12 protein-coding genes are annotated in these 19,507 nt (G+C 65.8%); 5 read left to right on the top strand and 7 right to left on the bottom strand.

From position 1 onward, the window contains the following. Positions 1-174: 174 nt before the first annotated feature. The 3 genes from DBP14_RS37190 to DBP14_RS35650 all read right to left on the bottom strand — a co-directional run bounded on the left by DBP14_RS37190 (position 175) and on the right by DBP14_RS35650 (position 4,248). Positions 175-903 carry a hypothetical protein gene (locus tag DBP14_RS37190; RefSeq protein ID WP_241741399.1) on the bottom strand — a complete coding sequence of 243 codons (729 nt, stop codon included), beginning with the start codon at positions 901-903 and terminating at the stop codon, positions 175-177. A 1,112-nt stretch (positions 904-2,015) separates the two neighbouring features. Beyond that, positions 2,016-3,488: an RICIN domain-containing protein gene (locus DBP14_RS35655; RefSeq protein ID WP_129312383.1), complete on the bottom strand. Its 1,473-nt coding sequence runs from the start codon at positions 3,486-3,488 to the stop codon at positions 2,016-2,018. Positions 3,489-3,720: 232 nt separating this feature from the next. Then, complete coding sequence (locus tag DBP14_RS35650; protein WP_129312382.1) at positions 3,721-4,248, bottom strand: hypothetical protein; 528 nt, start codon at positions 4,246-4,248, stop codon at positions 3,721-3,723. A 1,374-nt stretch (positions 4,249-5,622) separates the two neighbouring features. Here DBP14_RS35650 and DBP14_RS35645 point away from each other — a divergent pair. The 4 genes from DBP14_RS35645 to DBP14_RS35630 all read left to right on the top strand — a co-directional run bounded on the left by DBP14_RS35645 (position 5,623) and on the right by DBP14_RS35630 (position 11,962). Further along, positions 5,623-5,895: a hypothetical protein gene (locus DBP14_RS35645; protein ID WP_241741397.1), complete on the top strand. Its 273-nt coding sequence runs from the start codon at positions 5,623-5,625 to the stop codon at positions 5,893-5,895. Positions 5,896-6,354: 459 nt separating this feature from the next. Next, positions 6,355-7,641 carry a nucleotide sugar dehydrogenase gene (locus DBP14_RS35640; protein ID WP_347239688.1) on the top strand — a complete coding sequence of 429 codons (1,287 nt, stop codon included), beginning with the start codon at positions 6,355-6,357 and terminating at the stop codon, positions 7,639-7,641. Positions 7,642-7,778: 137 nt separating this feature from the next. Continuing rightward, the gene (locus DBP14_RS35635) at positions 7,779-10,019 is read left to right on the top strand and encodes a glycosyltransferase (RefSeq protein ID WP_129312381.1); all 2,241 of its coding nucleotides are present in this window, start codon (positions 7,779-7,781) and stop codon (positions 10,017-10,019) included. A 404-nt stretch (positions 10,020-10,423) separates the two neighbouring features. Then, positions 10,424-11,962, top strand: coding sequence for an LCP family protein (locus DBP14_RS35630; RefSeq protein WP_129312380.1), 1,539 nt, complete (start codon positions 10,424-10,426; stop codon positions 11,960-11,962). A 9-nt stretch (positions 11,963-11,971) separates the two neighbouring features. Here the strand turns inward: DBP14_RS35630 and DBP14_RS36315 are convergent, their stop codons facing one another. Continuing rightward, positions 11,972-13,165: a Dyp-type peroxidase gene (locus DBP14_RS36315; RefSeq protein ID WP_277752760.1), complete on the bottom strand. Its 1,194-nt coding sequence runs from the start codon at positions 13,163-13,165 to the stop codon at positions 11,972-11,974. 109 nt (positions 13,166-13,274) lie between these two features. Between DBP14_RS36315 and DBP14_RS35620 the strand changes: the two genes are divergently transcribed. Further along, the gene (locus DBP14_RS35620) at positions 13,275-14,627 is read left to right on the top strand and encodes a right-handed parallel beta-helix repeat-containing protein (RefSeq protein ID WP_241741395.1); all 1,353 of its coding nucleotides are present in this window, start codon (positions 13,275-13,277) and stop codon (positions 14,625-14,627) included. Positions 14,628-14,746: 119 nt separating this feature from the next. Here DBP14_RS35620 and DBP14_RS35615 read toward each other — a convergent pair whose 3' ends face one another. The 3 genes from DBP14_RS35615 to wecB form a co-directional block, all read right to left on the bottom strand. Next, positions 14,747-15,538, bottom strand: a complete 792-nt coding sequence (locus DBP14_RS35615) for a hypothetical protein (protein WP_129312377.1) — start codon at positions 15,536-15,538, stop codon at positions 14,747-14,749. Positions 15,539-15,841: 303 nt separating this feature from the next. Continuing rightward, positions 15,842-16,255: an SsgA family sporulation/cell division regulator gene (locus DBP14_RS35610; RefSeq protein ID WP_129312376.1), complete on the bottom strand. Its 414-nt coding sequence runs from the start codon at positions 16,253-16,255 to the stop codon at positions 15,842-15,844. 2,023 nt (positions 16,256-18,278) lie between these two features. After that, entirely contained in the window at positions 18,279-19,502 is a 1,224-nt protein-coding gene (gene wecB / locus DBP14_RS35600; protein WP_129312374.1) for a UDP-N-acetylglucosamine 2-epimerase (non-hydrolyzing), read from the bottom strand. Positions 19,503-19,507 lie beyond the last annotated feature (5 nt).

Genomic DNA, 19,507 nt, shown 5'->3' with positions numbered 1-19,507 from the left:
GAGTGCGGGCCGAGCTGGGGAGGTGCATCAGCTCGGCCCGCACGTATAGGACGCACATAGGTCAACGATGAACCAGCGAGCGGGTCACACCGTTTTCGGTACATCGTCAACCTTAGCTGCCCATGGGCCCGGCAGCGAGGCGCAGCAGAGGCAGTGGATCACGGGGCGCCCGTCTCAGCCTCGATGCTCGATCCGCTCCCGGTCGGCCTTCTCCCGCTCGGCCCGGTCCCGGTCGGCCCGCTCCTGCTCGGCCCGGTCCCGGTCAGCCTTCTCCCGCTCGGCCGTGTCCCGGTCGGCCCGCTCCTGCTCGGCCTTCTCGCGCTCGGCCTTCTCCTGCTCGGCCTTGTCCCGGTCGGCCCGCTCCTGCTCGGCCTTCTCCCGGTCGGCCTTCTCCTGCTCGGCCTTGTCCCGGTCGGCCCGCTCCTGCTCGGCCTTCTCCCGGTCGGCCTTCTCCCGGTCGGCCTTCTCCCGGTCGGCCTTCTCCCGCTCGGCCCGGTCCCGGTCAGCCTTCTCCCGGTCGGCGCTCTGTTCCTCGGCGCTGGCTCGTTGCTCCTGGCCTGCGCCGCGCAAGTAGCCCGTCGGATCCTTGATCTCGTGCCAGACGCCGTTCTTGTCCATTCCGTAACCTACGAAGTGGCCGTAGCCGGCAGTCGCCGAACCGGGTTCGAGACTGTGCCAGGAACCGTCCTTCCCCTGGCCATAAAACTGCGTCTGCCGGTACTGCTGCCTCGTGTTGGGGTTCGGCTGTCCCGTGTTGGGGGTCGGCTGCCCCGTGTTGGTCGGGACCGACCGCCTGCCTTCGTTCGCCCGCTGCCAGGACTGCGGGTAGTACCGCTTCCTCACCGCTGCGATCTCGGCACCACTGGGCGCCTGTGGCGCATGGTCCGTAATGATCGGCCGCATGATTTCATCAGGGTTTCCCGGGTTATACCCGTTCGCCCCGCCAGCAGAGTGCCATAGGCCAAGAGCATGACCGATTTCGTGGACGGCTACGGAAATCTGCTTGGAGAATTGAGGCGAATTCTCAGCACGCACCCGGCCGTCGAAAAGATCGGGGTCGAACCCGATGTCGCCGTGCTGGCATGCACTGCCATAACAGTTGCTCAGCGTAGCCAGGCCCAGGATCTTGCCCTGCTGCGAAGTGCGCCCCAAATACCGCTTTCCAAAGATCAACGTGGGGTGTTGCCCGGGTCCAGCCGGCCTGAGCAAACTATTGCCCCCGATGCTGGTCTTGGCATTCCAGATACTCACAGCCCGAGCAACGGCTTTCTGCGTGACGCCGTCGACGCCTCTCTGAAAGCTGTAATAAATGACGGGAGTCTGCTTGGAGCCCGACGGCTGGAGATAGATTCTCCATGGGTTCACGTCGGCCGAACTTTGGGTGGCATTCGCTATTTGGAGGGCGCCGGTTACCGCCAGGGTGGCCGCCGTGGCAGAGAGGACGCGCTTTCCTCTTATTCGATGTGTCTTCCCAGGCTGCGTCTCCAGGCGGTGCCGACCATGCCGCTTCCTCGAACTCGTCATCTTTCCTTCTCTGTTGCCGTGCTCGCGTCATGCCGCCTTCGGACGCACCGGGCTGGCCCCGAATGTTTTGGATCAGCCCGTGATGGCAGACGCCGCCGGGCCATCGTCGTAGTAGTGCGGGTCAGGTTGGCATCTGCCGGTTGAACTGGAGGTGACACGGCCTCGCCCAAGCGCATGGCATTCCAACGACTCTTAAGCGCAGCCTAGGGTCACGTCTCCACGGAAATGCGGTCCTGATCTGCGGGGCCAAGTCTCGCCCCCTCGTGCGAACTTCACCATGTGGAGACATGCCACATCTGCCGGCCACCCGATATCCAGGGTTCACACGTCCCGTCCGATCAGGCGGGCGCTCGGCGATCAAGGGGACGCGGCGCCGCCACGTCCCGCTCACCAGGGGGCCGGCGACGCCTGAGCTCAAGGGGCCTTGAACTCGCGGTCGAGCACAAGGGCGCCATGGTGGAGAACGGCTGGGGAGTTCGGTCTCGATGGAGTCAGTAGGGGGCGCCTGCCACGCGCCACTGCTGGTTGGCACTGCGCTCACAGGTTGCCTGGACGGCTCGCGCCCCATTCGTCATCGAGGCACCGGCTATGGTCAGGCACTTGCCGCTGCGTCGGGAGGACAGCTCGAAGTAGCCGCCGGCGACCCGGGTGAACCGCCACTGCTGGTTCGTTCCGGTGCCACACGTCTGCTGGGCGGCCGGCAGCCCATCCGCGGTGGACCGCCACGGCGCGGTAAGACACTTGTGGCTGTGCCGGACGATGAGACGGTAGTAGTCGGGCGCTACCCGCAGAAGCTGCCAGTGCTGGTTCGGATCGGCAGCGGTGCCGCAAGTCTGTTGCTTCACCCATGTGCCATTGTCATTGGACGCCCCCGGCACGCTGAGACACATGTTGCTGTGCCGGACCCGCAGCACGTTGTACGCATGCCCCCCGCCGATGCCGCGCACCACACCGGTCGAGGTGTCGATGGAGACCCACGGATACCAGCGCAGGGAGATCGACCTGCGGGAGGGGAACCGCAACGGCAGCCAGACGTACTCGGAAGCGCTCAGGCTAGGTCCCCAGGTCCTCGCATGACGGTCTCCCAGGTAAAGGTACGAGGTGGTGGTGCTGCCCTGGACCTGCAGGACGGAGGAAGACTGCGAGCCGTAGGCGATGCTGTCACCGTAGTCGGCCATCGCGCTCCAAGGGCCGGCGATGCTGGTCGCTGTCGTGTACTTGGCCTGGTTGGGGAACCAGCCGGTCACGCCGGAGGCGACCAGAAAATAGACACCGTTGCGCTTGAACATCGCCGTTCCCTCCCGTTTGACGCCGGGCAGGGTAGCCACTTTCCCGGCCACCCTGAGGTAGTCGGGAGTCAGCCGGAAGATGGTGAGGTCCGTCTGGTCATGGGTGGTCGAGATCAGATAGGCCTTACCGTCATCATCGCGGAATGCGGTCATGTCGTACGACTTAATCCCCAACGGACGGAAACTGCCCCGATAGGCATAGTCCCCGTCCACTGTGCGCGACACGGCAATCGCTACTCTGCCCTTCTGGGCTTCGTTGGCGTCCGGCTTGGACCCCTTGCGCATCCACATCACGTATTGCTTGGTCCGGGCGTTATAGAGCACCTTGGGGCGCCAGAGGGAGGCATCGGCCGCATGCAGTTCGGGAGCGGATGCCTCGGTGAGTACATTGTGACGAAATTCCCAGGCGTGCAAGTCTGCTGAGCGATACACAGAGATGTATCGAAAGTGGTTGTTCGGATACGGATTTTCGCCGAACCAATAATAGTACCCACCCACTTTGATCATGCTTCCGTCGTGCGCGTGCACCACCTTGCCACCGGTGTCGGTGAACTGGACGCCGTTGGTCACCGTGACCGTCGCAGGACTGGCATCGCCTACGAACTGCAGCGATAACAACAGAGCGACTGAAGCCGCGAAGAATATCCTCAGGGAGTTGTACGCTTTTCTGGCCATGGGATACAGCCCCTTCATTCCCCTCGAAGCCTCGCGCGCCGCGGATACCGCAAAGACCTCCGCCTCTGATGGCTGCGGTGTCAGACACTACGAAAGCCGACGCCACTTCTAGATTGAGCGCGCGTCGAGTTCTGTCAAGTCCGGGCCGTACCCGGCCGCAGGCCATGCGCTCACCAGATGTTCTCCGCCGGAACGTCACAGACGAAGCTGCGTGTGCGTCGCGGTGGCAGCGTCAGACTTCGCCGAACCGTGGGGGCCGCCACCCCGGTACCGGCATCCGCTCGCTGGCGAAGTTGAGCAGCCGCCATCCAGGACCCGCGTCGTACTGCATCAACAGGGGCACCGAGGAGCATGGTTCGTCCGAGCGCCCAGCGCCGGTGGGCGCAGTCGACACCAGCCTGACGAGCATCATGTAGGGCGCCACCAAGTCTGGATTCGCCTGCATGCCCCATGCCTCCCGGTCCAGGGCCAGGGGAGTGCTGCGGCTGACCTGCGCATGAGCGAACGGCTCCCAGAATTCGTGCCGCACCTCGTCCTCGGCGAACGCCTCGACCACGGCTTCGGGGTGGCCGTCCACCCGTCCGTGTGCGAGGAGCGGCGATAACCAGGCCTGTGTCCAGCAGCGTCGCAGTGTCGGATGCGTCACCCGCCATGCCGCCCGCATGTCCCGGTCGATCCAATAAGCAACGGCGAACGCCCAGGCGGCGTTCATCACGGGTGTCTGTGCCACGTACATCGCGTAGTCGTGGTCGGGTTTCATGACATCAATTTCTTGGCTGAGAGCTGTGCACCTCTGGGACCGGGAAGGGCGCCCGCATAAGCCAGCGTGCGGCAGCCTCCCGGAGGGTGGAGCCCCTGGCAAGACAAGACGATGACCGCAACGCCGACGCCAGGTCTGCCGCGCCGGCGAACGGCGCATATGAACAAGAGGCAGTCGTGATGCGGCCGGACGACAGGACGCGTGGGTGCGCCCCCCCCAGAGAAGACGGCCGCCCTCTGTCTGAAAGGCAGTCTTCTCGGGCCCGGCTCAGTTGCTTCGGTCATGAGCGGCCGCTGCTTCTCCTTCCCCCGTTTGACGAGCGGTGCACGGCCTGCGCAGCCCACACGATGCCGCTCACGTCCACCATGTAATGCGATGATCACCGGAGTCCAGTCGGCCAACGAAAACCATGACAGGCAACAGTCCACAAAACGAAAGTCCTGCCAGGCGCCCGACGGCGTACCACGGCTGTGCCGCTGTCAGACGGCTGCGACCGGGACCCGGACGACCTGCGGGGCAGCGCGGTGCGTGCGCTGGTGTGTGCACGAACAGACCCATCGGCATGGCCTCTGACCGGGGACAGACCGGACAGCAGCGATCATGACGCCGGCGCGGTCGGTCACTGTACCGAGGCGGTCGTCCAGGACGGGACCCCTCGTGCCGGGGCACTGATCGTGGTAGCCCGCGCGGCATGGGTGGCAACGACCTCGTTCGCACGTGCACCACCGGTGAAAGCCGCTGGGATGTGCTTCCTCAATGCGGCGCAGCACGGGTGTCCAGGCATGCGAGCGCACCCAGGCAGCCTCTTGCTGGCTCATGGGAGAGGGCACGGACAAAGGGATCGGCTCACAGAGGGCGAGGATCGAGGAACTGAACGATCGCAGCCAAGTGGTCATGTCGTCTCCGAAATAGGCGGAATCGACGATCAGGCTAGAGGGTGGAAAGCCGATGCAATGAAAACCGAGGCGCGAACATTATGTGTCCGGCAGGGAAGCCACGCTTCGAGTCGGGGCGTACCGGTGGTGACGCCGGCGTGGCCGGGCTGCTTGGACGGCGCTCCTACCAGCAGAAACGCCGGGAAGAAGGCATCCGAGAGGCGTTCCATAGGGTTTTCACTCACCCGGAACAGGGGGGTCGTCATGGAATGGATGCGCCCCCCGATCGAGGTCCGCCGCGAATGGGTGATTGCCGGGCACACAATGAGGAGTTCCGAATGTCGGCCTGTATTCGGGAGCGGCTGGTAAGTTGGCGCTTGGGGCATTGCATACCGGCACGAAATTACCCCGCCGCCAGTTGTCAACGTGAGTTGCACGAACACATGCCTCACTCTGCGGCAGGGGCTTAACACACCGTAGCGACGGCCAGGATGCGCCTGTGGCCGCTTCCACCATCAAAGCGGCCGTGGCGAAAGAAGCTCTGATGAACGGAATTCCCACGTGCACATCCGCCGAAGCCCCGATGTCAGACCGCTGCCATGGACCATTCGGCAGCAGCCGCGAGGTCATGACGTGCCTGAAGCCCGCCCGGTTCGTCGTTGCCCGGCACATCGATTTTCCGCTCCCCGTCTGCGCCGAACATCTGGGGCACGCACTCCTCTTGGCTCGCAATGTGCTGTGGCCGCCCCGCATCTCGCTGGTCGGGCAGTAGCGTCATCTGCCAAGTCGGGCTGGGCCGACAGAGTGTATCGCCTGCGCCAATCGAGTGACGTATCATCATACGTTCCCTGTTGCGCTCTCTCTTGATATGAGCGCCGACACGCTGCCGGGCTGAGGCGCGGACCCATCGCGGGTGACGGCACCTTCCTCAGACCAAGGAGTAGCGATGTCCTCCCTACAGCCTCCCTGCCGCCGACCGACCGGCCCACCTCGGAGGAACCGCGTGGCCCGCGGTTGGGAACCGGTGATTCACCCTGTCAGCGAACAGCAGGACGTGCGGCATCCCCGCACCGCGGGGCCCCGTCGGGACGAGTGAAGGACGCTTGGAGCGGCTGATGTGTCCGGGGGACCAGTGTTTGTCCCGAGACGGGGTCCCGGTCGACGCAGGACGATGCCCAGGCCCTCCAGCCCCATGTGAGACGGCCGTGCCAGGGCCCCCGCCGGCATCGCGGTGCGGCCCGCGGCCACACCGGTACGTATCCCTGAAGGGAAACCAATGAAGATCGTTGTCATGGGACAGGGCTATGTCGGTCTGCCCCTGGCCATGGCTGCCGTTGAGGCCGGGCACGATGTGATCGGTCTCGAACTCGACGAGCAGCGCTGCAGTCAACTGCGCTCCGGCACCTCGTACATCGAGGATGTTCCCGACAAGGCCCTCCAAACGGCCCTGAAGACCGGACGCTATCGGCCGACCGGCGACGAGGAGCGCCTGGCCGGCTTCGACGTCGCTGTCATCGCCGTGCCGACACCGCTCAAAGAACGGCTGCCGGACCTGACCGCCGTCCGGTTGGCCGCGGAAATGCTGGCGCGGTATGTGCACCGGGGCTGCACGGTCATTCTGGAATCCACCACGCATCCCGGAACCACGCGCCAGATCGTGCTGCCTCTCCTCGAAGTCCGCTCCCGGCTGCGGGCAGGAGTCGGCTTCCACCTCGGGTTCAGCCCGGAGCGCATCGATCCGGGCAACGAGGAGTGGACGTTCGCCAACACCCCGAAGATCGTTTCCGGGCTGACCGAGGAATGCCGCGAGCGGGTGCGAGAGTTCTACGCCGGCATCACGCAGAACGTGGTGCCGGCGGACAGCCTCGAAGAGGCAGAGCTCGCCAAGGTGTTCGAGAACACCTTCCGCCATGTCAACATCGCCCTGGTCAACGAGTTCTCCCGGGTAGCTCATACGCTGGGTGTCGACGTCTGGCGCACCCTTGACCTGGCCGGTTCCAAGCCCTTCGGGTTCACGAAGTTCACGCCCGGCCCCGGGGTCGGCGGGCACTGCCTGCCGGTGGACCCGGTGTTCCTGAGCCATCACGTCAGGACGAAGTACGGAGAGCCGTTCCGGCTGGTCGAGCTGGCTCAGGACATCAACGAGGCACAACCCAGCTACGTGGTCGCCCGTCTCCAGAACGCCCTGAACATCCGGCACGGCAAGGCGCTCAAGGATTCCCGCGTCCTGGCGCTGGGACTCGCGTACAAACCCGGCGTCGCCGACTCCCGCCAGTCCCCCGCAGTCGAGGTGGTCACGGAGCTGAAGCAGAAAGGCGCTCAGGTCGACACCATGGACCCGCATGCCACCGGTACGGTCCGCGGCCCCCTCGCCCCCCTGCCGTACCAGACGTATGACGCGGTCGTGCTGCTCACCGCGCACCAAGAGTTCGACCTCGCCCAGATCGCCGCGGAGGCCCCGTACGTGCTGGACACGCGGGGTGTCATGCCGGATGCACCGCACATCGAACGGCTCTGAGAGCCGGACCAATTAGGAGAGAGCATGTACAACGGGCTGGCCCACACAGGCCTGGGCGCAATGGTATTGACGTTCGCCGCCGCGGTGATCAGCGCCGTGGGGGTCGTGCTGCGCTACTTCTTCACCAGAGGCCAGGGATGACCCTGACGGTCGCCGTCCTCATTCCCGCGCACAATGAAGAAGCGACGATCGGGGAGCTGGTCCGGGCCGTCCTGGACCAGCCCTACCCCATCGCCCAGCTCATCGTCGTAGCCGACTCGTGCACGGACCGCACCGCTGACGTCGCCCGTCTGGCGGGGTCGACGCTCGTGCTGGAGACGACGTTCAAGGACAAGGCGGCCAACCAGAACGCCGCCCTGCCGCACATCACGGCGGATGTGATCGTCGGTTTCGACGGTGACTCCCGCCCCGAGCCGGACTGCATCAGCCTGATGGTGGCGGACCTGGAAAGGGGCTACGACGCCACCTGCTCGTCGATCCTGCCCCTCCAGGACACCGGTTTCTTCATCGAAGCACGGCGATTCGCCTACAGCCTCGGCAGTCAGTGGTGGCGGCTCAGTCAGCGCCGGGTAGGCCGCATCCAAGTCCTCACCGGCGCCTCGTACGCCTTCCGCACCGAGGTCGTACGAGCCGTCGGCGGTTTCCCCAACGGCCTGATCAGCGCCGACATGGACATCACCTGGAAGCTCCACGAGCACGGGTACAAGACCTGGTACACGGACAAGGCCCTGACTCTCACCATCGACCCGGCGACGTGGAAGGAGTACAAGGCGCAGATGCCCCGCTGGGCGGCCGGCTACTTCCAGAACGTCGCCCGCTACCGGCGCCTGATGCTCAACTGGCGGTCGGTGCTCGTCGTGGGAACCGCCGTGTTCGACCTGGTGACGCTGTGGTGGTGGTTGCTGGTCGTGCTGTACAACCTCATCACTTGGCGGCATCTTTCCATGTTCCATTACATGGGCTACTGGTTCCTCGCCCATACGGTGCTGACCATGTACTTGGTATCGCGCGTCGTCGGCTGGAAGAAGGCACTTCTCGGGTTTTGGCCGTACACCATTTTGAACTTCTACAACAAATATCTGTATACCAGATCATTGTTCCGCGAATGGCTGCTCGGACGGCACTACGCCTGCGTGGATGAGGAAACTCAGGCCCTCACCCCGCAAGGCTGGCGCTCCCACAGCGAGTTGGACGACGGCGACCTGATCGCCGCGTACGACACCGAAACGGACACGCTCGGCTGGGAACGGGCCACGTTCTTCCGGTACGACGTCACCGAGCGGCTCCTCGCCGTCGAGCAGTTGTCGAGCAGCCAGCGCCTGACCGAGAGGCACCGGGTGCTGGTGTGGACCGAGCAACATGGCATGCATGTGCGGTTCGCCAAGCACGTCGGCAAGGACTGCAAGGTCCCCATCGCGGCACCCTGGGCGCCGCAGCGGGCCGAGGGGCATGGCAGGGAACTGGCCGCCCTGCTCGGCTGGTTCATCGCCGGGGGCTGGTACGACGGCGACGAAGCCGTCATCAGCCGGCCCGGGACAGCGGACCCGGACTCGTGCCAGACGATCCGGGACCTGCTGCGCTCCGCGGGCGCGGCATGGTGCGAGCTGCGTGGCGACGGATCCGGCGGCGCCTCGCCGCACCCCGACGATCACGGGCGGACCGAATTCGTCATCAATGGCGCCGTCGCCCAATGGCTCGCCTCGGTCGTACCCGCCGGAACGCTGACGTACGACGTCGTCTTCCGGTGGCCGCAGGCCGAGTGCCTCGTGCTTCTCGACGCGCTGGTCGACGGTTGCGGCACCCGGCGCGGGGGTCATGGGTTCGCTCTCGTACGCGAGGATCGCGCCGAGGCGGAGACACTTCAGTGCCTCGCGATCCGATGCGGACTGCATGCCAAGGTCCGGCAGCGCCGGGGCGATGGCGCCTGGCTGGTGAACGTCAATGCCAAGCGCTGGGTGCGCCTACGCGCGAGGAAGGACGAAAGCCCGGGCTCCCTTCCACGCCAGAGTTACAGCGGCGTCGTGTGGTGTCCGACCGTCCGGACGGGCTTCTGGCTGGCGCGCCGCAAGGGCATGCCGTTCATCACGGGCAACTCATGGACCGGACGTACCGGCCGCAAGACCGTCATCACCCCGATGACAGCGCGCCGCCGCTTGGTATTCGGATACGTCGGCGCTGTGGCAGGCGCCGCCGCCGCCGGGGCGGGCGGCTGGATCGGCAGCACACCACTGCTGGGTGCCGGGGTGGCGGCCGCCGCCGTCATTCCGCTGTCCTTGGTCCGTCCGCGGCGGGACAGGATTCTGCGCCCCACCGATGAATCGCATGTGCCGGATGTCCTCTCCGTCGGCTCCGGTAATCGCGTCACGGCCGGCACATGATGCGCATTCCGGCCGGACCGAACCGCGGGGCGGCGTCCACGGAATCCACCATTGCCCCGGCAGCAGCGCGTCTTCACCCGGACACCCGGAAAAAAGCTCCCGCTCATCAGATATACGGATGACGCGTTGTATAAGGCGAGCGCGTCGTCCGGCCGGACTTGGCGGCAACTGCTGTACGGTATCGGCGTCCTTCATGACCCTGGTCCCGCTGTTTGAGGTCCCCACAGGTCCGATCAGCGTCTAAATGACCTGGGCAGTTCCACCGATCCGAAAATGAGGATGACCCCGAAAAGCAGGATGACCGCGATCGCCACGATCAGCAGGCCCCGGGGCTCCAGCCCGCTGCGGTGGTTAACTCTTGCGGCTTCATTTCACGGGAGCCCGGTATGCCTGCGGGTGCTCGGATGACCGCCACGGGCAACCAGGCCACGTCCCCGCGCCGCCCGCGACAGCACACGGCTGAGCCGCCTCGCCGACCCTCCTCCCGTGGCGGCCGTCCGGTGCGGCCGCGCGGACGTGGCACGCTGCGCAAGGCACTGCTGTACTCGCTGTCTCTGGCGATACTCGGCGTATCCGCTCTGGGCTGGACCTATCTGAGGCTGAGCAGCGACATCGGCACCTTCGACGGGAAAGGCCTGGCCAGCAACCGCCCTGAGGGCGCCAGGGGTGAGAACATCCTGATCATCGGGTCGGACGCACGCACCGATGGCAACAGGGCGCTGGCGGGCGGCAGTAAAAGCGACACCGGCCGTTCCGACACCACACTGCTGCTGCACATCCATGCCGACCGCCGGCATGCGACAGCGGTCTCGATCCCCCGGGACACCCTGGTCACCGTCCCGCCGTGCAGACTTCCCGACGGCACATGGACGAAGTCCCGCGCCAACGCCATGTTCAACTCGGCTTTCTCCGTCGGGCAGACGAGGGACGGCAACCCTGCCTGCACCCAGAACACGGTGGAGCAACTGACCGGACTCCGCGTCGACCACACCGTGGTCGTCGACTTCAAGGGCTTCGCGGCGCTGACGGACGCGGTGGGAGGCGTGCAGGTGTGTCTGCCGAAGAACATCTACGAGCGTGATCTCGACCCCAATCGGCCGGACCGGGGCACGTTGCTGTTCACCAAGGGCGAGCAGACCGTTTCCGGGGAGAAGGCGCTGAGTTACGTGCGGATCCGGCACGGCATCGGCGATGGCTCCGATCTTGGCCGCATCAAACGCCAGCAGGCGTTCGTCTCCAGCCTCATGCAAAAGATCGAGCAGCAGGGTCTGACCCCGGCCAGACTGCTGCCGCTCGCGGACGCTGCGGTGAAATCCATGACCGTCGACCCAGGGCTGGGAAGTGCGAACAAGCTCATCTCGTTCGTCATGTCGCTGAAGGACATTGGCCTGCACGACATCAAGTTCGTCACTCTGCCCTGGCGCTATGAGGGCGCGCGCGTGGCCATCGTCCAGCCGGACGCCGAACAGCTGTGGGCCGCGCTCAAGGCCGACCGCATCCTCGACGACTCGGATTCCGGCAACGGCACGAGCACGGCTCCAGGCCTCGCACGCGACTGGCCGAGCCCCGCGGACGCAGCCACCGGAGATGGCATCGAGGTCTCCGTCTACAACGGCACCACTGTCTCCGGACTGGCGCACCGCGCCGCCACGACCCTCACCGAACAGGGCTTCACCGTCACCGACATCACGAACGCGGGCAGCCAGGACCATGCCACCACCCTGATCCAGTACGGTCCGGGTCTGCGTGCTGAGGCGGGCACGGTGGCCAGGCTCTTCCCCGACGCCCAGCTCCGATCAGCCGACGCCCCAAGCATCAACGTGATTCTGGGTCGCTCCTACGGCGCATCCCCCTCGCCCACGGCGCTCTCACTGCCCACCTCGGTGGCCAACGACGCCCGGTCCGCGGATGACGACCTGTGCTCTCAGCTGTCATACGGCTGAGACACGGTGTCACCCGGCGTCATGGCTTCCAGGGCGCCCGGTCCTCCGGGCGGGCGACTGCCCGGAGGACCGGCCGGGTAGCACGTAGCCGACGGCAGAGGCCCGGTGCTCGATGAACCGGCTCAACGCGTCCGAGCGGTCAAGGCGTTCCTGCACGCGTGTGAAGAGTGCGGGGTCCTGCATGTAGGCGAGAAAGAGCAACCCCTGGTCACGGGGTCCGTCATAGTACGAATACCCGCGCCGCAGCATGCGGGCGCCGCCGTCGAGCCGGGGGTTGGCCACACGCACATGGGCGTCGGCAGGGATGATGTAGCGGCCCTCCGGGGTCTTCGCGTACAGATCCACCTGATCATGTTCACGATGCGCCCCGAGTGGTGCGCCGCTGCCGAGCCGGCGTCCCATGACCGCTTCCTGCTGGGCGGGCGGAAGGGCGGAAAAGGCGTGGAGATCCATGCTGATGCGCCGATACACCAGGTAGGTGCTGCCGTCGGAATTCCAGACCCAGCGCTCGGCCTCGGCTCCGGAAGGATTCTCCGTGCCGTCCTTGAAGCCGAAAAGGTTGCGAGGCGTCTGCCCTCGGACATGCGGGGGCAGGAACCCCCTCTCCGCCCACCGACGCGCGAGCGTACCGGCGGACAGCGCGGTGAGCCGCTGCGAGAGCTTCCGCAGGTCGTCCGGAACGTCGCCGCACAGCTGCACCAGGACATCGCCGCCCCCTCGGTCGGGGTCGAGCCGGTCGCCGGGGAACGACGGGATCTCCCGGAGCCCCGCAGGGGGTGTCAGGCCGAGCTTGCGGTAGAGGGCAGGGCCCAGTGCCACCGTGCGGGTGGTGGCGACGGGGCCGTGGAAGGCTGCCCATCGGTCCAGGACCCTGCGCACGGCGACGGCCCCGGCAGAGCCGCGCTGATGCGGTGCCAGGTCGTAGGCATGGAGGAGGACGTGCAAGGGCTGGGGATCACTGATACCCCGCTGCCGGGGCGGCGCTGTACGTCCGCTGGGGCTCTTGGCGGCATCGTCTCCCGTCGCGGCCGACCGTTCCCGGGGGTGTACTCCCGCGGCGCAGCCGGCTGTGAGAAAAGCGAACGCGGCGCTCGCCGTCAGCAGAGTACGACGGGCTGGGGGAGGAGAATCGGAGGGCGTGCTGATCACCGGCACTCCAGTATGTCGCGCGGTACATGCGAGGTCGCCGACAGCCCCTTCCATGGGCACATGAGCGCATGAGGCAGGCGCGCAAGGGGGCACGAGCCGGCAAGAGGGCAAAGGAAAGCGATCATGAGCTGCTGCGGCGGGCCTCACGCTACACCTGGGTGCCATGCGATTCCTCGACACGAAACACCGTGTGCCTCGCGCCGGCGCTGCTTCGCCGGGTCTCCTGATGCTCGTCCTCGGGTTTCTCATCACCCTGCTCGGCGTGACAGCGTGCGCCTCGCTCCTGTCGGAAGACCGAATGAAAGCCGACGGTCCGCCCGCGGTCCTGCGGGTCCCCAGCCAGTTCCGGTCCATTCAGAAGGCAGTGGATTCCGCTCGATCGGGCGACATGGTACTGGTCTCTCCGGGTGTCTATCGAGAAAGCGTCACCATCAGCAAACCCAGGATCGTGTTGAGGGGAACGGATCGTTCAAAGGTGGTGATCGACGGCGAGTTCAAGCGCACCAACGGAATCACCGTCACGGGAGCGGCCTCCGTCGTCGAGAACCTGACCGTCCGCAACCACCTCGCCAATGGGCTGCTGTTCACGGGCGTCACCGACAAGGCGCTGCAGGGCGCCGGTGCCGGCGGCGCGGACTACAACCCCCTGGACACCATCAAGTACCCCGCGCTGCGGGGCTTTCGCGCCTCGTACGTGACGGCGTACAACAACGCTCTCTACGGCATCTACGCCTTCGACGCCCGTGACGGAGTGATCGAGCGCTCCTACGGTTCGGGGCAGGCTGACTCGGGCATCTACGTCGGTCAATGCGATCCCTGCAACACGGTCGTGCGGCACAATCTGACCGAGCACAACGCGGTGGGTGTCGAGGTCACGAATGCCTCGAAGGGCCTGTACCTGCTCGGCAACACCATCCGCCGCAATCGGGTGGGGCTGACGGTGCTCTCCAACAACCTGGAGGCGCTGGGTCCTCAGCACAATGCCGTCTTCGTGGGCAATACGATCAGCGAGAACAACGACGATCAGAGTCCCGAGCAGGCTGACGGGGGTTTCGGCATCGGAGTGGGTATCGGCGGCGGTACGCACAACCGCTTCGAACGCAACCGGGTCGAGGGCAACGACGTGAGCGGATTCGTCCTGCAGGACGTCCAGGGATATCCGGCCGTCGGCAACCAGATCAAGGGCAATGCCTTGGACAAAAACCGTCTCGGCCTGGTCTCCATGACGAAGCGCACCGAATACAACTGCTATAGCGGCAACGGCCACGCGCCCACCAGCCCCGACCGGCTGCCCCACGTCCTGACAACCTGTCCAGGACGAGACATCGCCATGGCCACTCCCGGTCGTCTGCCCGCCATCGACCGGGTTCCGCCCGGTGTCTCCTTTCGCGACATTCCGGCGCCGCCCGCTCAGCCCGGCATGACCAACGCCATGCGTGCCCCCGCCCGTCCGGCGCTCCACTTGCCGGGCAAGGTGGACCTGACGGCGTACCGTTTGCCGAAGCCGCGCCGCTGAAGGACCTGGGGAGGGTGGTTTCCTGACTGCCATTCCTTCCCGTCCCCCTCATCGGCCATCAGCCGGCGGGGAGGAGTGGTTTCCTGGCTCCCATTCCTCCCCGCCCCCCTCATCGGCCATCAGCCGGCGGGGTGTGACCGTTCCTGCCAGGGCTTGGCCGGCACCTTCGCATGGGGCTCATGCCCGAGGAAGTCGACGGTGATCGGCCGTTGCATCCCCGCGTCCTTGATCTCCATGCGGCCCAGGTTGCCGTCCTCGTCAACCCAATACGTCAGCGGGGAAGTCGAAGGAAGGCGCCGCCGCGGCGCGCTGGTCTTGCCGGCGGGCTGCGGCCGTGGCCGCGGTCCCGAGAAACGCGTGTACGACTTGCCGCGCAACGTGCTCTCCCCCAGCCGCCGGGCGCCGAACTGGGCCAGCAGTTGGGCGTTGTCGGGCCGGTCCTGCCCCAGCGCCACCACCACATGCAGCGCGGTGTCCAGGGGGTACGCCGCATAGGCCCGTGGTGACCAGCCCCGGTTCCGGACCTTCTCGGCGGCTCGTACGATCTGTGAAGCCTTCGACGACGGGGATGTTCCACCCGACCCGAGGGCGATGGCCAGACCGCTGCTGTCCCAGGCGACCAGCCCCTTTTCCTGCTTCTGCGCCGTCACCCCGGCCACAAAGGTCCCGATGGCGCGGTGGGTTCGATAGTCGATCAGCCCGCGAACCGAGTAGGAGTCCGTACCATCGTCGATCTTCACGGTGACTGTCTCCGGACTGGCCTCAAAGGCGTTGAACCGCACCAGGGCCAGCCGCTGGGCCTCGGCGGCGGTGAGGGGCCGTGAAGGGACGTGGTCACCTTCACCGCCGGTGCCAGTACCGGTGCCGGCCAGCGCCAGTGCGGAGCAGGACAGCCCGACGCCGAGGGCCATGGCCGAGATTCTCAGGCGTGAACCTCGCGTCAGCCGCTGTAAGGGGCGGGCAGGGAACGGGAAGCGCATAGGTGACCTTTCGCGGGAGACAGGAACTGACAGAGGCGGCCACGGCTGTCCGGCCGTGAGCTGTCTATGACAGATACGCCGTCCCAAATCAACGATCCCGCGCCGATGGAGACGATGATGTTCGGCATCGGGCTGGGAAACGCTGGATCGGCGTCCCCACCGAATGCCACAAAGCCTCCGTCACCGGCCACCGCATTCATGACGATGCGGCCCCGCCTCACCGGCTCGCTCCGCTCACGCTCCTCCGACAAGCGTGGAGAGGCAATGGTCGATGGCCGGAGCGATCTCTTCCTGCCCGGCCGCGACGGCAGCGTACGTACGAAGCAGGAAACCGCGCAGAACTTGCGTGTCGAACTGGACCAACGCCATGCCACCCCGTCCGTAGAACTCAATCATCGTCCAGAGCCGACCACACGGCCAGACCCGGACGTCTCCCTCTCCGACCGGATGCGTCAGGCCCTCCCACAGCAGGCCCCGGGAGTATGTCCAGGTGATGTCCACCCCCTCAAGGCAGATCTCTGCGGAAAAGGCCATGTGGATGGCCAACGGGTCCCCGGAGGTGTAGCGCAGCACCGCGGGTGCGGGTAACTGCTGTTCCTCCGAGGTGATCAGACGGGCGTGAAGCGGCTGCTCGAGAGTGATGTCCATGGTCGTTCTCCGCTGTGTGGCCGGGCCGGCCCAATGGCCGACGTGCTCCAACGCCCACAAAAAAGCACTCCCCCCTTACCGGAGGCCCGAAACTGATTGACGTCACGGGTGACACCAGCTGCAACTCGCCCATGGGCCCTGGAAACAGGATGCCCTGCCGTCGACGCCGGCCCAAGCACTGACGCCCGAGGTATTTACCGACTTACCGAAGAAAGTCCCATCCGCCGGCGAACGTGGCGCCGGGGAAGTGCCGCGCAACTCCCATGAGCCCCGCCGCTCCCTGTCGTCCCATCTGCCCCTTGACCACGGTCTTTGAGCACCTGGCAGTCGTCACGGTGCGTCGAGGTGTTCATCTCCCACGCTCATCCGCGCCCGTGTCGGTAAACGTCAAGAGTGAATTCTGCGAACGCTGAGGATCCATCGGTTTCTTCAGCCCTTGTCTGTCGTTTACAGTCCGCAGGCCATCATGCGAGACCTCATACCCCCTCGCTCGTCCTTCTGCGCCTCCTTTGACGCCGGACCACACGCGTCGGGCACGGCCTGTCCATCGGTATGGGGTCCTGACTCATGTGCGGGACCGAGGCCGTTTCGCCTTCTTCGAGTAGGAAGACAACGAGAGTGAGACAAACACTGCGCAGGCGCGTGGTCATGGCCGCCGCCGCGACAAGCGTTCTGGTGTGCGGCTCCGAGGCGTACGCCGCCTCCGAAGTGCAAGGGATTACCCTGGACTTGCCCGATGTGCTGTCGGGCAACACGCTGGAGCTGCCGTCGGACCTGCCGGTGAACGTCTGCGACAACGCGGTCGCGGTCCACCAGGCTGCTTCCCCCAGGGGTTGCGCGCACAGGTCCACCAGTTCGGCCCCGGCCGGTGAGAAACCCAGTACTGACGGCGCCACCACACACCGGACCGAGGAGCACGTCCCGGTCGCCTCGCCGCATCGCACACCGGTCGCGTCCACGCCGGCGGAGCCGCCCAGTCAACGCCCCACGACCACGACGGGATCAGGCCCTGACACTCCGGCCGCGCCGACACCCACTGTGCCGTCGAGTCGCACTGCGGCCCCGGCGACGGCACCGCGACCCGCGCGGAGCGGCTCCTCCCTGCCGCCGTCGCCTCGCACGCCCGCCAGTTCCACCGCTCCCCTCGCCTCGTTGCCTTTGGCGCCCGCCCTTTCCGAGGTGAAGATCCCCTCTACACCTCTTGTGGCGGCAGACTCGCCGGCGGCGGGAACTCCCCAAGGACCGACATCCTCCGCCCTGCTCACGCACACACTGCCCGCGGTACAACTGCCGTCGGCGCCCCTGCCTCCGCCCCTCTCAGCGTCCACACCCGATGCCCGGGGCTCACAGGCCGCACCGCGGATGGCACCCCCCAAAAGGGCAACGCACCCACTATCCCCGGCGACCGTCCTTCCGTCGGCCGTGGACGTGGAGCCGGTGGGCCACATCGCCACCCCGATCACCCCGTCCTTCCCACCGCCGCCCGACCACAGCACCACGCCCGCGTCATCCCAGCCGACGTATCCCGGCCCCAAGACGCCAGCGGCCACCCCTCCCGCACCGATGTCCCCGCTCGCGTCGGTACAAGCCAGTGCACCCGAACCGGTGCGGCAGAGTCACTTCGCCTCACCGGTCGCGACGGTCTCAGTAACCGCGCCTCGCACCTACGCGAGGCAGACGTCGCATCAGGTCACCGCCGCGCCGACCGCGCCATTGACGCCAGGTCACGCCCCCGCCGCTCAGGCCGTCGTGGCTCCCATCCTCCCCGCGACACCGATCGCCCCCGTGGCGTCACACCGCAGGCCGTCGGCCCAGGCGCCGGCCACTCCCCCGACCCATACCGTCGGCATGGCAAGCACGGGGACGGAAATCCTGGTCTCTGGCTCCGCCATCACCGCCGCCCTGTTGACCGGCGGAGTCATTCTCTACCGACGCGGCAGATCTGCGGCCCGTAGGTGACGGAGTGAGGGCAGCGGCCACCGGAGTCAGCCGATCGGTATTCGGTGGCCGCCGCCAGCGGCTCCTACTGTGTGAGGGAGCCCCTCTGAACCGGGGACCGGTGCTGAGTCCTTGCTGCGGCGCCGGCATGAGCGACAAAGGGTTCAGGGGTGTACGAGAATTCACCGAATCGGCCGCCGAGCGGAAGAGCCTCACCCGCAGCCATTGCCAAGGCAATTTCCGTGATCCGTTCACTGGCTTTTCCATCGCCGAACGGACAGGGGCGGTTGAGCAGAACACGTGTCAGTTCAGTCTTCGCCAGAATCCTGGCGATCTCTTCCGAGATCTCATGCCGATAGCGCACCCGAACAGCAAATCCGGATGCAATCGCTTCGGGTCGCTCAGTATTCTTCCGTACGACGATCAATGGCTTCTTGATGATCGTGCACTCCTCCTGAATTCCACCCGAGTCGGAAATCAACAAGCGTGCATGGCTCGCCATTGCCAGAAACGTCGAGTAATCAAGCGGAGGGACGCATCGAACACGCGAGAGTCGATCGGTCATACCAAAGGCGCGGGCACTTCCAACGGTCCTGGGATGAATAGGGAACACGACCGGCAAGGGCGCGTCGGACAGCGCATCGAGGATTTCTGCGAGACGCTCCGGGTCATCGGTGTTCTCCGGCCGGTGGACCGTTGCCAAAATGTATTCATCCTCGCGAACCTCGTACCTGCCGAGAATTTCACGCGATTCCTCGGGACCGGGCAGAGACTCACACGTGGCTTCAACGATCGTATTTCCCGTGACACGAACCGTATACAACGGAATTCCCTCAGAAACCAGGTTCGCGGCGTTCCAGGACGTGGGCGCACAGTGCACATCTGCCAGAACTGAAACAAGTCGCCTGTTAATCTCCTCCGGCATGGTGCGGTCGTTGGAACGAAGCCCCGCCTCCACATGAAGAACCGGAATCCCGCAAAAATTGGCAGCTTGTGCGCCGGCCAGGGTTGAATTCGTGTCTCCTTGTACGATCACCACTCGAGGTCTGGTGCGCCGAAAATGATCTGCGAGCTGATAAGTGGCGCTCGAGACCTGGACGCTGCGGTGTGATCCGCTGATCCCACTGAGCAATAAATCCGGCGCCGGCAACTTGAACGTACGAAAGAAACTCTCGGAGAGCTCGTCGTCATAGTGCTGCCCCGTGTAAAGGATAGAGGCACGGGGCCCTAAGCTCCGGATCACTCCTGCCAGTTTGATGATTTCTGGACGCGTGCCCAGGACCACGGCGACATCGCTTTCTTCGTTCATCAATG

The sequence above is a fragment of the Streptomyces sp. L2 genome (assembly GCF_004124325.1).
Taxonomy (GTDB): Bacteria; Actinomycetota; Actinomycetes; order Streptomycetales; family Streptomycetaceae; genus Streptomyces.
The sequence above is the reverse complement of the archived record's forward strand: the minus strand, read 5'-3'. Positions and strand labels throughout refer to the sequence as shown.

Coding starts and splice junctions, on each gene's coding strand:
- DBP14_RS36315 (WP_277752760.1), bottom strand. CDS start 13,165: ATGGAAGGGGCTGTCGGCGACCTCGCATGTACCGCGCGACATACTGGA.
- DBP14_RS35610 (WP_129312376.1), bottom strand. CDS start 16,255: ATGGACATCACTCTCGAGCAGCCGCTTCACGCCCGTCTGATCACCTCG.
- DBP14_RS35635 (WP_129312381.1), top strand. CDS start 7,779: ATGACCCTGACGGTCGCCGTCCTCATTCCCGCGCACAATGAAGAAGCG.
- DBP14_RS37190 (WP_241741399.1), bottom strand. CDS start 903: ATGCGGCCGATCATTACGGACCATGCGCCACAGGCGCCCAGTGGTGCC.
- DBP14_RS35615 (WP_129312377.1), bottom strand. CDS start 15,538: ATGGCCCTCGGCGTCGGGCTGTCCTGCTCCGCACTGGCGCTGGCCGGC.
- DBP14_RS35630 (WP_129312380.1), top strand. CDS start 10,424: ATGACCGCCACGGGCAACCAGGCCACGTCCCCGCGCCGCCCGCGACAG.
- DBP14_RS35655 (WP_129312383.1), bottom strand. CDS start 3,488: ATGGCCAGAAAAGCGTACAACTCCCTGAGGATATTCTTCGCGGCTTCA.
- DBP14_RS35620 (WP_241741395.1), top strand. CDS start 13,275: ATGCGATTCCTCGACACGAAACACCGTGTGCCTCGCGCCGGCGCTGCT.
- DBP14_RS35650 (WP_129312382.1), bottom strand. CDS start 4,248: ATGAAACCCGACCACGACTACGCGATGTACGTGGCACAGACACCCGTG.
- wecB (WP_129312374.1), bottom strand. CDS start 19,502: ATGAACGAAGAAAGCGATGTCGCCGTGGTCCTGGGCACGCGTCCAGAA.